We start from the raw sequence: 12,672 nt of genomic DNA on the forward strand, positions 1-12,672 counted from the left end.
CCTCCCCTGGTAGGCGGTTGTCAGGCGGCCAGAAGTCGGCGCTCGGCCTCGCGAAGCACCTCGGCCTGCCGGTTGAACGCGACACGGACGAACTGCTCCCCGCGGGCGGGGTCGGAGAAGAAGTCGGCGCCGGGGACGAGCAGCACCCCCGAGCGGTCAAGGAGTTCGCGGACGAACGCCATGCCGTCCTGCCGGCCTCCGGTGAGCGGGCTGATGTCCGCGAACAGGAAGCAACCACCCTCCACGGGGGCGAACTTCATCCCCATACGGGAGAAGATGTCCTGCGCCAGATCGCGCCGCTTGCCCATCTCCGCCGCCGCGGTCCCCAGGTCCACCGACAGCGCCGCCCGGCCGGCGGCCACCTGCAGCGGAACCGCTGCGCCCAGTGTGGTCAGCTCGTGTACGCGCCGGAACGCCTCCGTACGCGTCCGGTCGGCCCGCAGGAACCCCAGGCGCCAGCCGCTGACCGCGTGGCTCTTGGACAGCGAGCCGACCACGACGCTGCGCTCGGCGAGCCCGGGCACGTCGGCGACCGAGATGTGGCGGCGCCCGTCGAAGACGTACTCGCGGTACACCTCGTCGCAGATGGCCGTGACGTTCCACCGCTCGCACAACTCGGCGATCTCGTCGAGCTCCTGGCGGGTGAGGACCCGGCCGGTCGGGTTGCCCGGCGTGTTCAGGACGATCGCCCGCGTCCTCGGACCGAAGGCGGCCGCCAGCTCGGCGGGGTCGTAACGCCAGTCGGGCCCGTGCAGGGGGACGAACCGCGCGGTGGCGCCGACCAGCCCGACCGCGGACGTGAACTGCTCGAAACCGGGGGTGAGGAGGACGACCTCGTCACCGGGGTCGACGGTCGCCATGAGCGCGACGTACAGGGCCTCGGTGGCCCCCGCGGTGATGGTGATCTCGGTGTCGGGGTCGGTGGGGGTGCCGAGCGACTCGGCGATCCGCTGCCGCAGCGGCGCGTGACCCGCGGGGTGCTCGTACTGGTTGTGCCCGTCCCGCAGTGCGCGGACCGCCTCCTCGATCATGTCCCCGGAGGTCTCCGGGTAGCCGGGAGTGCCGACCGCGAGGTCGACGGCGCCGCGGGCGCGCGCCAGCAAGAACAGTTCGAGCAGGCCGGTGCCCGACAACTGTGCCGCCCGTGCCGAGACGGGAGACCTGTGGCCCGGAGAGTGCGTCATGTCCGATCCTCCTGCTGGTGGGTCCTTCGAAGTGCCCTAATCGAGCCGGGCGAGTCGCTTGGTGCCACGTGGCCGAGCTCCGCCGGCGCCCGTCGGGCATGGGTGAGCCCTCCGGAACGCCCCGGGGCGCATGGAGCGGAAGTGGCGCGGAGGCGCGAACTGGCGGCCGGTTTCACGTAGTCGGTGAGCGCATCGGCGACGGACGGGTACCCGAGTGACTCAAGGAGCCCGTCCGCTATTCCTGGTAGAAGGCGGGTCTCGCCATCAGATCGCCGTGGTCCACACGTGGTCGAATTCCATTACTGGACGAGCTGACCAGCTCAGTCCCGACGATATCGATACCGACCGCCTCGATCGCAAGCGCGATACGGCCGCACGGTTTCGAACATGGCGTAAGCCCCCCGCTTTCACCTCGAACGCCCCGTACCCAAGCCGGGTCAGCCGGCGGAAAACCCCTGCTGGTCCGCACCGAGGAGGTTTCTCTTTCTGGCTGAGCCCGAACATACCCTCCGCCCGGGAAACGGTGAACCGGAAGGCACCCGCTGAAAGCCGGACCGGGCACGGCTGTCCTGTCAACGGGACGGTCCCAGTTCGCCAGAATGCGGAAAGGACGACCGCGGCGACGGGCGGGCCGATCAGGTGCCCGGCGATTCCGTTCCCGAGGGGGCCGCGGGCCGGACGCCTCGCGGCCACCCGGATGCAACACGGCGGCCGTCACACTTGCACATGGCGCCATAGTGGTGCGAGAATGGCGCCATGGAACTCATGCGGTACGTCGACAACCTCCGACAAGAGCTGTCGGTCGCGGTCGAGGCGGGCGACGAGGAAGCACGCGAACTCGCCGAACGCCTCGTGACACCGCTCTCCTCCGCCGTCCGGCTGGTTCTGCTGGACGCGTTGTCGGCTGCCGCCGCCGAGATCACCCAGGAGCTGGCACCGGGGTCGGTCGAGATCCGGCTGCGCGGGCTCGACCCGACCTTCGTGGTGACGCTACCCCCCTCGGACCACACCTTCGACGACGAGGCCGGAGGCGGCTTCGACGGCTCACGCAACGGCGTCGCGCCATCGCTGTCCGCCATGGCGTCGGTGCCGGTCACCGGAGAGGAGGGCGCGACCTCCCGCATCAACTTCCGCCCCCCGGAGCACCTGAAGGCCCGGATCGAGGAGGCCGCCGGCCGGGAACGGCTGTCGGTCAACGCCTGGCTGGTCCGAGCCGTCTCCGCGATGCTCGAGTTCGACGACCGCGGCCGCCGCCCCGAACAGCGCGCTCCGCAGCGGAGCAGTCAGCGCTACACGGGCTGGGTGACCTGACCCGTATCCTGCACCGGGCGCCACAGCCCCACCCTCCGCCCTACCAGCGGGGACGCTCAACCGGTCCATCAGGAAGGGCAGACATGCCGGCCTTCGAGACGCCAAAACCCATCTCCCTGACCATCGACCTCGCGGTCGGGGACGCCCGTCTCGACGCGGACCAACGCACCGAAACCGTCGTCGAGGTGCGCCCGAGCGACCCGGACAACGACGCGGACGCCAAGGCCGCCGAGCGTACCCGTGTGGAGTACGCGAACGGCAAGCTGCTCATCAAGGGGCCGCGCCGCGGCCCCTTCGGCCACGGATCGGTCGACGTGTCGATCGACCTGCCGTCGGGCTCGGACGTCCGGGGCGGGGGGCTCTCACAGCGGGTGACCTTCCGCGGCAGCGGCCGGCTGGGCGAGTGCCGACTCAAGACCTCCACCGGCGACATCCAGCTGGAGGAGACCGGCCCGGTCCATCTGGCCACCTCCTACGGGGACATCGCGGTGGAACGGGTGGAGGGCCCGGCCGAGGTGGCGACCGGCTCCGGCACGGTACGGATCCGCGAGCTGGCGGGCCCGGGACTGATCAAGAACTCCAACGGCGACAGCTGGGTCGGCGAGGTGACCGGACGGCTGCGGGTCAACGCGGCCAACGGCGCCATCTCCGTCGACAAGGCGCACACGGCGGTGGAAGCCAAGACCGCCAACGGCGACATCCGGATCGGCGAGGTCGTGCGCGACTCGATCGTGCTCGGCACCGCGACCGGTCAGGTCGAGGTCGGCATCAGCCCCGGTACCGCCGCACTGCTCGACGTGCGCACCAGGTCGGGCAACGTCCGCAACCTGATGTCGGCGGCCGAAGGCCCCGGGTCGTTCGACGAGACCGTCGAGGTGCGTGCCAGCACCACGGCCGGCGACGTCGTGATCCGCAGAGCCTGACCGCGGCCGCCGGCGAGAAACGGCCTCGCACGGCGCCGAAGGCCACGGCCCGGTGCACCGCGGCTCAGCCGCGCACCGGCGCCGACACCGCGGGCCCCGGGGACTGTTCCCCCGGCGGTTTTCCGGGGCCCGCATCCTCACCCCCTCAGCGCGGCCCGGTCAGGCCGTTGCGACGCGCTGCCGGAGATGTCGGGCGAGCAGCACGGGTAGGGCTGGGAGAGCGCTCTCTGGGACAGGCTCTGGTAGGTGTACGCCGCGGAGACGAGAGTCATGTGGTGGTACCAGCCGGGGAAGGAGCGGCCCTCGAAGTCGAGGAGCCCGAAGTCGCGCTCCATGGCGGCGACCGCGGTGCCGGTGCAGGTCCGCAACGCGGCGAGTGAGGCAACGTTGTCCAGGCGCCGATGGGTCAGGCTGGTGACCCACATGGCGCCGGTGCGGTTGTCCGGGAGCACCTCGGTGAAGAGCCGGTAGGGGTACTCCGCGGCCGGTCCCGTCCGTACCCCGGGGAGATGGACCAGCGCGGACTGCACGCGAACGCGCTGCTGTTGACCGTCCGGCAGGCCGATCAGCACGGTCTCGGGGGCGCTGCCGGACGACGCGCAGTCCTTGGCACTGATGACCGCCGGGACGTTTGAGATCCGTTCCCCGGCGGGAAGTACCTTCAGGTGTTGCGGTACGGCAACCACGAAGTCACGCCCCCGCTGGCTGAGTCCGCGCAGGAGGAGTCCGACATCCGGATCGTCACTCATGTCGGCCACGATCGGGGCACTGGTGGAGGCGGTTCGGGCCGTCAGCGTGTCGATCAGATCGAGGGCGTGTGCCCACAGGGGGCGGTACTGAACGGTGTCCGGGATGCGTGCGCGTTTGCGTAGTTGTACGTCGTCGGTCCATGGCGCGGGCAGGAACAGGCGCCAGTCGACGGGGACCTGTACGGCGCCGATGCTCAGGAACGCGCCGAGCCCCAGCTGGCAGTTGAGGGTGCGGCCCGAGGAGGGGTCGAAGCAGCGGTGCACGCCGACCGATCGCTGGCCGCGTTTGGGCAGCACCGCGCGGCCGAGCGTCCACGTGGGGGCGGGGCCGTGTCCGTCGGCCCAGCGGGTGAGTTCGTGCAGGACCGGATCCCAGTCCCAGGGACTGAGGCTCACGAACTGGCGCAGTGACTGCACCGCGGTGGGAGAGGCCGAGACGGCGTCGGCCAGGCGGCGGACGGACTTCTTGCCGGGGGTGATGAGCAGCGCCGCGAGATAGGCCTGTGCCCACCTGCGCTGGTCGGCTCGCCGCAGGTTTCCGAAGAGCGTTTCGGTGAAGTCCTTCAAGGGCGAATGAATATCGTTGACGGGCACCACGTCGACCGGGGCCGATGTGGCAAACGCGCAGGTCGCAACCATGTTGCAGTCCCTCCCAGACATCCCTAGCGGCGGGTGCCAGTCGATGAGTCTAGGTTCACCGCGCACATCACACCATCTGTGTTCCGGGCGTGTAAGAAGGGTGACCGCTTCCTGCCGTCTTCGCCTCGCGCAGTGATTTTCGAAGGCTTCTTGTTGCAGGTCAGGGGGGCGGCGAGGCCGCCTCGGGGCCGGCCGGACGAAGGGAATGCCACCTGGTCGTCCGCACCCGGCGTCACCCGCGGGACCAGCGGGTGACCTGACGTCGCGTCACAGGGGACCGAAGCTAGGGCACACCCGCCCATGCCGTCCCGTCAACAGGACAATTCTCGGCCACGGAAACGGCACGTCAGCACTCTCGCGGTGTCGCTCGCAAGGTCTTGAACAGATTCCGCTCGCCGGTCTAGCGTGGCCACGCCGTGTTCTTCGGCGAAGCGCCATTTGCGCCTGCGGTTGGAAATTCGGGGACAGGCTCAGATGTACCGGAATCAGTCATGCACTTCTCCCAGACATTGTCTCTGCGATTGCTGTTTCCGGCTCCTCGCGGCTAAGGACCGCTCACGCCACACAGAAAGATCAAGAGAAGGGCGCTCCCATGCAGGATTCAGCGACAAACGAAGAGGCAGCTCGCGAAGTGAGCACAGCGGACGTGGAGAAATCGGCTCTCGAGTGGCTGCGCACCGAGCTGGACGACCCGGAGATCACCGGTGCCGACAATTTCCTTGACGTCGGCGGCCACTCACTGACCTTCTCGAAGCTGAACCAGTTCCTCGGTGATTCCTTCGGAATCATCCTCGACATGAAGACCACGTACGGGGAGTCGCTCAGTGCGGCAGTGGCCGCCCAGCAGCCACTCGACAACTCCAAGTCGACCAGCAAGTAAGGGAGTCACCACATGACCAGCAGCCCCGAGCGCACGGACTTCGCGCTCTCGGACGAGGAACTCGCGTTCTTCCACAAGAACGGCTACATCGGTCCGCTGACCATCTACACCCCCGAAGAGATGGACCAGATGTGGAAGGCCGTTCAGCGCGAGGCGCTGGACCGGTCATACGCCGCGTACCCCGAGGTCGACAAGGGCGTCGGCGCGCCGAACATCTTCAACTACGACCGGCACCTGGACATCGACGCCCTCGCCACGCACGTGTGCAACCAGGCGATCGTCGACCGGGTGGCCTCGATTCTCGGCCCGGACCTGCTGTGCTGGCGCTCCGAGTTCTTCCCCAAGTACCCGGGCGACGAGGGCACCGACTGGCACCAGGCCGACACGTTCGCCAACGCCAGCGGCAAGCCGCAGCTGCTGTGGCCCGGCGAGTCCGAGACCGACTTCGGCGCCGGCACCATCACGGTGTGGACCGCGTTCACGGAGTCCACCCGTGAGAACGGGTGCCTGCAGGTCATTCCGGGCACCCAGAACAAGATGAACTATGACGAGACCAAGCAGATGGACTACAACGAGGAGCGCATCAACTCCGAGGTCAAGGACGGCGTTCCGCGCGGCTTCTTCGGGTACGACTACCGCCAGCTGCAGAAGGACCCGAACTGGAAGCCCAACGAAGAGGACGCCGTCTCCTTCGTGATGGAGAAGGGCCAGTGCATCATCTTCTGGTCCACGCTGATGCACGCCTCCTTGCCGAACATCAGCACGGGCAAGAACTACCGCATGGGCTTCGCCACCCGTTACGTGCCGACCAAGGTGCGGATCTACCCGGACACGGACCACATCGAGGAGTACGGCGGGAACATCTCGCTGGAGAAGTGGTCCGCCGTCCTGGCCCGCGGCCGCGACACCTACGGCCACAACAAGATCACCACGGAGACGCTGCGCGGGACCGAGTTCCGTACGGCGTGAGTCCGGTGCCGCCGCGCCCTGCCGAGCCGTGCGTCCGACGCCCGGCAGGGCGCGGCGGCGTTCCCGCTACCACTAAGATGCCGAACTCGCCGTCAGCGATGGCGAGTTGGTGACGCCTGCGCGATCCCGGTGAGCAGCACGAGCAAGAGAGCCCGAGGCCCTGTGACACCTCATCACGACCGACCGGTGGTCGCGTTCATACCGCCGTCCTGCTGCGGAGCCGGATACTTCCGCCGACTGCGGCGGGCGCTCGGCGACCGGGTCTCGTTCCGCGCCGTCGAGCTGCCGGGCCACGGCCGCCGCTATCAGGAGCCCTTCCTCACCGAGGCCGGGCCCGCCGTCGACGACATCGTCCGGCAGCTCGACGGGCCGGTGGACGCCCTCTACGGCGAGAGCCTCGGCGCCTATCTCGGCCTGGGCGTGGCCGCGGCCCTCGGGCAGTCCCGCCACCCGCTGCTGCTCGCCGCCTCCAACTCACCGCCCTCGGTCCGGCAGCGGATCAGGACGGAGGAGGTGCGCTCCATCGAGACCGCGGTCGCCGCGCTCACCGAGATGGGCGGCGAGATCCCCGCCGAGGTGGTCAGCGACCCGGAACTGGCCGATCGCGCCTATCCGCTGATCCGTGCCGACCTGCTCCTGTCCCAGTCGTGCATCGACCTGGTGCGCGGCGCGACGGTGGCCGGGGACATCCAGGTCGTGGCCGGGGACGCCGACACCGCGCTGACGCGACTCGAGTCCTGGGCGGACCACACCACGGGGCGCTGCGAGGTGGCGCGCCTGCCGGGCGGGCACCTCCTTTCTTCCAGCAACCCCTCAGGCGTCGCCGGCGTGGTCCTGGAATCCCTGGCCCGGTGGTCGGCGACCCCTGAGCGTTCCGCGAGGTGACGGGGGGCATCCCCTCCCCCGTCCACCGAAAGAGCAACCGTCCGCGAGCCGCTTGAGCGCTGTGCCGAGCGGCCGCGAACCTGTCCCCAAGTCCGTACTGGAAAGGAATCACGATGGTGCTGTCCCAAGCACCCGTCCCCGCGATCAGCCACCATCAGATGCTCGTCTTCCTGCTGCAGATAGGCCTGCTGCTCGGCGTCGCCGTGCTGCTCGGCCGGCTCGCCGTACGACTGCGGCTGCCTCCCGTGGTCGGTGAACTCAGCGCGGGCGTGCTGCTCGGACCGTCGGTGTTCGGCAACGCCCTGCCGGACGTGCGGGACTGGCTGCTGCCCCACGACGCCGCGCAGATGCATCTGCTCAGCGCGGTGGCCCAGCTCGGCGTACTGCTCCTGGTCGGTATCACGGGCGCGCACATCGACCTGCGCCTGATCCGCAGCAAGGGCAAGGTCATCGGCTACGTCAGCACGGCGAGCGTGCTGCTGCCGCTCGCCCTCGGCTTCGGGCTCGGGTACGTGATGCCGGACTCGATGATGGCGGCGGGCGCCGACCGCGGCACCTTCGCCCTGTTCGTCGGGGTCGCGATCGCGGTGAGCGCGCTTCCCGTGATCGCCAAGACGCTCCTCGACATGAAGCTGCTGCACCGCAACGTCGGCCAGCTCATCATCGGCGCGGCCGCGATCAGCGACATCGTCGGCTGGATGCTGCTGTCGATCGTCTCCGCGATGGTGACCAAGGGTCTGGACACCGGCATGGTCCTGGAGTCCGTCGGCTACCTGGTCCTCGTCCTCGCCTTCGCCGCCCTGGTGGCCCGGCCGGTGGCCCGGCAGGTGCTGCGGCTCACCGAGCGGTCCTCGCAGCCCGAGGTCAGTGTCACCGCGATCGCCGCCATGATCGTCCTGGCCGGAGCGGGCACGCTGGCGCTCGACATGGAGCCCATCCTGGGCACGTTCCTGTGCGGCATCGTGATCAGCTCGCTGGGCCCGGCGAGCCGGCGGTCGCTCGACTCCATGCGGTCCTTCGTGATGTCGACGCTGGCCCCGCTGTTCTTCGCCACCGCCGGACTCCAGGTCGACCTGTCCGCCCTGGGCAAGCCCACGGTGCTGCTCGCCGCGGTGGTCACGCTGCTGGTGGCCACCCTGGCGAAGTTCGCCGGCGGATACCTCGGGGCCCGGATGGGCCGGCTCGGCCACGGCGAGGGGCTGGCCATCGGCGCCGGCCTGAACGCCCGCGGCGTCGTCGAGATCGTGATCGCCACGGTCGGGCTCAACCTCGGTGTGCTCACCACGGCCACGTACACCATCGTCGTGCTGATCGCGGTGGCCACCTCGATGATGGCTCCGCCGTTCCTGCGGCACGCCACGCGGCAGATCCCGAAGACCACGGCGGAGCACGAGCGGGAGCGGGAGCTCGCCGGGTCGCCCTCGTAGGAAGGCGTACGCGCGGGCAAGTGCGGCGGGCCCCGGCCTCCCTCCTGGGAGACCGGGGCCCGCCGCTTGTCCGGTGGCCGGTGCCGTCAGAGAACCGCCGCCCCGTCCGGCGCCACGGCTCCGGCGCCCAGGCGGGCCGCCGTCTGCGGGCGGGTGCGCAGATGGTCGGTCAGATGCGCGACGGTGGGCGCGCGGAACAGTGCGCGGACGGACAGCTCGATGCCGAGTTCGGCCGTCGCGCGCCTGCTGAGCCGAAGCGCGCGGAGCGAGTCCCCGCCGAGGTCGAAGAAGTTGTCGTCGATGCCGACGCGGTCGCGGTCGAGTACGCCGGCGAACAGCTCGGCAAGGGCGCGCTCCTGCTCGGTGCGGGGCTCCCGGTGGGCGCCCGTGGTCTGCCGGGGCTCGGGGAGCGCGGCGCGGTCGAGCTTTCCGTTGGGGGTCAGCGGGAGCCGGTCGAGCACGACGAACGCGGAGGGGATCATGAAGTTGGGCAGCCGGTCGGCCACGAAGCGGCGGAGTCGGCGCGGGGTGATCTCGGCGTCCGCCTCGGCGCCGCCCGGTTCGGCGGGGACGACATGGGCGACGAGGCGCTGTCCGCTCCCGCCCGCTCCGGGGCGCAGGGAGACCACGGCATGGGCGATGCCGGGGTGGCCGGTCAGGGCGGTCTCGATCTCGGCGGGCTCGATGCGGATCCCGCGCAGCTTCATCTGGGTGTCGCCGCGGCCGAGCAGCTCCAGCTGTCCGTCCGCGTTCCACCGGGCCACGTCACCGGTGCGGTACATCCGCTCCCCCGCGCCGGCGAACGGGTCGGCCACGAACCGCTCGGCGGTCAGCCCCGGCCGGGCGTGATAGCCCCGGCCCACCGCGCCCGCGACGTACAACTCGCCCGTCACGCCCGGCGGAACCGGGGTCAGTCCCGGCCCCAGCACATAGGTGCGCATGTTGCCCAGTGGGCGGCCGATGGGCACGCCCCCCTCGCCGTGCCAGCCGTCGGGGACGGTGAACGTCGTGGCGTAGAAGCTCTCCGTCTGGCCGTAGGCGTTGACGAGCCGGATTCCCGGGATCGCCGCGCGGACCTGCTCGGCCAGCGCGGCCGACAGCTTCTCGCCGGCGAACACCGCGGTCTCCGCGTCGATCCGCCCCGCGACCTGGTCGAGCATCTCGGCGAAGACCGACGGCACGGTGTGCACCACGCTGCCGGTCCAGCCGCCGCGCTCGCCCAAGACCAGCACGTCGCGCACCACCTCGACGGTGGCGCCGGTGCTGAGCGCGGTGAACGCCTCGAAGACCGACACGTCGAAGTTGACCGACGTGCTCGCCAGCATCCGGGCCCCGGGCCTCATGCCGACCACGGACGCCAGCCGGGTCACCCCGTTGACCACGTTCGCGTGGGTGATCGCCACGCCCTTCGGTGTCCCCGTCGAACCGGAGGTGTACATCAGGTAGGCGAGGTTCTCCGGCCGCGGCGGCACCGCAGGAGCGCTTCCGGAGCCGTCTTCTCCGCCCGTACCGGGGCCGTCGAGGTCGAGCGACTCGATGAGGCAGCACGGAACGTCGTGCTCCGGCAGGGTCTTCGCGGTCTCCGCGTCGGTGAGGATCAGCCCGGGAGCGGCATCCGAGAGCAGGAACCCCAGGCGCTGGCTGGGGTAGCGGGGGTCGATCGGCAGATAGCCGGCGCCGGACTTCAGGATGCCCAGCAGGGCCACCACCAGATCGGCCGAGCGCGGCAGCGCCAGGCCCACCACGGCCTCCGGCCCGAGCCCGGCGCGCACCAGCGCGTGGGCCAGCCGGTCGGCCCGCGCGTCGAGGTCGCGGTAGGTCAGGCAGACGTCGCCGCAGACCACCGCCTCCGCGTCCGGGGTCGCCAGGACCTGCCGCCGCACCAGCTCGGGGATGGTCAGCTCGGGCGTCGGCGCCGCCGTGTCCACCAGCTCCACCAGCAGCCGCCGCCGCTCGGCGGAGTCCAGGACGTCGACCCCGCCCACGCGCACTCCGGGGTCGGCCGTCACCTGCCGCACCACCCGTACGAAGCACGCGGCCAGCCGCTCCGCGGTCGCCCGGTCGAACAGGTCGGTGGCGTAGGCGAGTTCGCCCACCGCGGCCCGCCCGGCCGGAACCGCGGTGTCCCGGAGGCGGACGAGCAGATCCAGTGGAGCGCCCGCCGAGCCCGTCCGCGCGGCGGTCACCGTCAGGCCGGGCAGCTCGACGCCGGGCGCGGTGCCGTCCCGCCAGTCGAGCATCACCTGGATCAGCGGGTGGTGGGCCAGGGAGCGTTCGGGGTCGAGTGCCTCGACCAGGCGGGCGAACGGCACGTCGCGATGGTCCTGGGCCGTCAGCGTCCTGCTCCGTACGCGGCGGAGCAGTTCCGTGAACGGCGGGTTGCCCGCCAGGTCCGCCCGCAGCACCCAGGTGTCGTCGAAGAGCCCCACGGTGTCGGCCCACGCCTGGCCGGGCCGGCCCGCGACCGGCACCCCGAGGGGGATGTCGGCGCCGCTGCCCAACTGGTGCAGCAGCACGGCGAGCGCGGACTGCAGCACCATGGCCGGCGTCGCGTCCTGGTCCTCGGCCAGGCCCCGCACCGCGTCCATCAGGGCGGGCTCCAGGGCCAGCTCCACGCCGTCGCCCCGGTGGCTCGCCTCCGGCGGCCGGGGCCGGTCCGCCGGCAGCGCCAGCGGGGTGGGCACGCCCGCCAGCTCCGACCGCCAGTACGCCTCCTGCCGGGCGGGCGCGCTGTCCGGGCCGTTCTCCTCGCCCACGGCCTTCAGCTGCCAGCGGGCGAAATCCACATAGGGGGCCGGCACATCGCGCCATTCGGGCGCCTCGCCCGTCTGCCGTGCGGCATAGGCGGTCGCGAGATCACGGGTCAGCGGAATCAGTGATTCCTCGTCGGCCGCGATGCCGTGCACCACCATCACCATGACGTGTTCCTCGGGCGCGCACTTCACCACACAGGCCCGTACCGGAATATCCGCGGTCAGGTCGAAGGGGCGGCGGGTCACTTCCTGGACCACGGCCGGCACCTCGTGTGGCGCCGACTCGATCACCGGCACCTCGAAACCGGTGTTCCGCATGGCCACGACCCGCTGGTGCGGCAATCCCGCATCGTCCTCGGCGCATATCGCGCGCAGGCTGTCGTGCCGGGCCACGACGTCGGATACGGCCTCCGCCAGAGCGGGCACGTCCAATGCCCCGGCCATCCGCAATACCAGCGGAATGTTGTACGTCGCCGACGGGCCCTCTATCCGTTGGATGAGCCACAGCCGGCGCTGCGCAAACGACAACGGGATCATGCGTGCCTACTCCTTGTTCGTCCTGCGTAGTTTCCTGTCCTGTCAACAGGACCGACATGGAATGGAGTTCGAGAAGAGTCTCCCACGGCCGCCTGATCGCTTTCGCGTTGACGACGCGCACCATGCTCGGACAGCCTCGGGGCGAATCCCCTTGTCCATTGGGTCAGATACGGAACGGAGAAAAGACGTGCACATCGCCGTCGACCAAGAGGCCTGCGTCGGGGCCGGCCAGTGCGTGCTGTCCGCCCCTGAGGTCTTCGACCAGGACGACGAGTCCGGCCTGGTCGTACTCCTCGATGAGCAGCCGCCCGAGGAGCTGCACCGTGACGTGCGCGAGGCCGTCAAGCTCTGTCCGGTCCAGGCGCTGGCGGCGACCGAGGACTGATCCTCCACACCGCCGTTCCGCGCAGCGGCG

General features: G+C 70.5%; 10 protein-coding genes. 7 read left to right on the forward strand and 3 right to left on the reverse strand.

The window, feature by feature from the left end; all coding sequences use genetic code 11:
- Positions 1-20: 20 nt before the first annotated feature.
- Positions 21-1,184, reverse strand: a complete 1,164-nt coding sequence (locus ACQUSR_RS09995) for a pyridoxal phosphate-dependent aminotransferase (RefSeq protein WP_431042207.1) — start codon at positions 1,182-1,184, stop codon at positions 21-23.
- A gap of 756 nt (positions 1,185-1,940) precedes the next feature.
- On the opposite strand from ACQUSR_RS09995, the gene ACQUSR_RS10000 reads away from it, so the two are divergent.
- Both ACQUSR_RS10000 and ACQUSR_RS10005 read left to right on the forward strand, forming a co-directional pair.
- On the forward strand, positions 1,941-2,495 hold the full coding sequence (locus ACQUSR_RS10000; protein WP_431042208.1) for a hypothetical protein: 555 nt from the start codon (positions 1,941-1,943) through the stop codon (positions 2,493-2,495).
- Positions 2,496-2,578: 83 nt separating this feature from the next.
- Positions 2,579-3,418 (forward strand): DUF4097 family beta strand repeat-containing protein, encoded by an 840-nt coding sequence (locus ACQUSR_RS10005; RefSeq protein ID WP_431042209.1) that lies wholly within the window; start codon positions 2,579-2,581, stop codon positions 3,416-3,418.
- A 137-nt stretch (positions 3,419-3,555) separates the two neighbouring features.
- Here ACQUSR_RS10005 and ACQUSR_RS10010 read toward each other — a convergent pair whose 3' ends face one another.
- A complete protein-coding gene (locus tag ACQUSR_RS10010) occupies positions 3,556-4,806 on the reverse strand; it encodes an IS701 family transposase (protein ID WP_431042210.1) in 1,251 nt (416 codons plus the stop codon).
- A 631-nt stretch (positions 4,807-5,437) separates the two neighbouring features.
- On the opposite strand from ACQUSR_RS10010, the gene ACQUSR_RS10015 reads away from it, so the two are divergent.
- From ACQUSR_RS10015 to ACQUSR_RS10030, 4 genes are all read left to right on the forward strand, one after another.
- Positions 5,438-5,686 (forward strand): hypothetical protein, encoded by a 249-nt coding sequence (locus tag ACQUSR_RS10015; RefSeq protein ID WP_431042211.1) that lies wholly within the window; start codon positions 5,438-5,440, stop codon positions 5,684-5,686.
- Between the two features lie 12 nt (positions 5,687-5,698).
- Positions 5,699-6,655: a chlorinating enzyme gene (locus ACQUSR_RS10020; protein ID WP_431042212.1), complete on the forward strand. Its 957-nt coding sequence runs from the start codon at positions 5,699-5,701 to the stop codon at positions 6,653-6,655.
- Positions 6,656-6,841: 186 nt separating this feature from the next.
- Positions 6,842-7,540: a thioesterase II family protein gene (locus ACQUSR_RS10025; protein WP_431042213.1), complete on the forward strand. Its 699-nt coding sequence runs from the start codon at positions 6,842-6,844 to the stop codon at positions 7,538-7,540.
- 113 nt (positions 7,541-7,653) lie between these two features.
- The gene (locus ACQUSR_RS10030) at positions 7,654-8,967 is read left to right on the forward strand and encodes a cation:proton antiporter (RefSeq protein WP_431042214.1); all 1,314 of its coding nucleotides are present in this window, start codon (positions 7,654-7,656) and stop codon (positions 8,965-8,967) included.
- An 86-nt stretch (positions 8,968-9,053) separates the two neighbouring features.
- On the opposite strand, the gene ACQUSR_RS10035 is transcribed toward ACQUSR_RS10030, so the two are convergent.
- Positions 9,054-12,257, reverse strand: coding sequence for a non-ribosomal peptide synthetase (locus tag ACQUSR_RS10035; RefSeq protein ID WP_431042215.1), 3,204 nt, complete (start codon positions 12,255-12,257; stop codon positions 9,054-9,056).
- 187 nt (positions 12,258-12,444) lie between these two features.
- On the opposite strand from ACQUSR_RS10035, the gene ACQUSR_RS10040 reads away from it, so the two are divergent.
- Complete coding sequence (locus tag ACQUSR_RS10040; protein WP_431042216.1) at positions 12,445-12,642, forward strand: ferredoxin; 198 nt, start codon at positions 12,445-12,447, stop codon at positions 12,640-12,642.
- Positions 12,643-12,672: the final 30 nt, after the last annotated feature.

The organism is Streptomyces sp. P1-3, assembly GCF_050613155.1.
In the GTDB taxonomy this organism is placed as follows: Bacteria; Actinomycetota; Actinomycetes; order Streptomycetales; family Streptomycetaceae; genus Streptomyces.

Coding starts and splice junctions, on each gene's coding strand:
- ACQUSR_RS09995 (WP_431042207.1), bottom strand. CDS start 1,184: ATGACGCACTCTCCGGGCCACAGGTCTCCCGTCTCGGCACGGGCGGCA.
- ACQUSR_RS10000 (WP_431042208.1), top strand. CDS start 1,941: ATGGAACTCATGCGGTACGTCGACAACCTCCGACAAGAGCTGTCGGTC.
- ACQUSR_RS10005 (WP_431042209.1), top strand. CDS start 2,579: ATGCCGGCCTTCGAGACGCCAAAACCCATCTCCCTGACCATCGACCTC.
- ACQUSR_RS10010 (WP_431042210.1), bottom strand. CDS start 4,806: ATGGTTGCGACCTGCGCGTTTGCCACATCGGCCCCGGTCGACGTGGTG.
- ACQUSR_RS10020 (WP_431042212.1), top strand. CDS start 5,699: ATGACCAGCAGCCCCGAGCGCACGGACTTCGCGCTCTCGGACGAGGAA.
- ACQUSR_RS10030 (WP_431042214.1), top strand. CDS start 7,654: ATGGTGCTGTCCCAAGCACCCGTCCCCGCGATCAGCCACCATCAGATG.
- ACQUSR_RS10035 (WP_431042215.1), bottom strand. CDS start 12,257: ATGATCCCGTTGTCGTTTGCGCAGCGCCGGCTGTGGCTCATCCAACGG.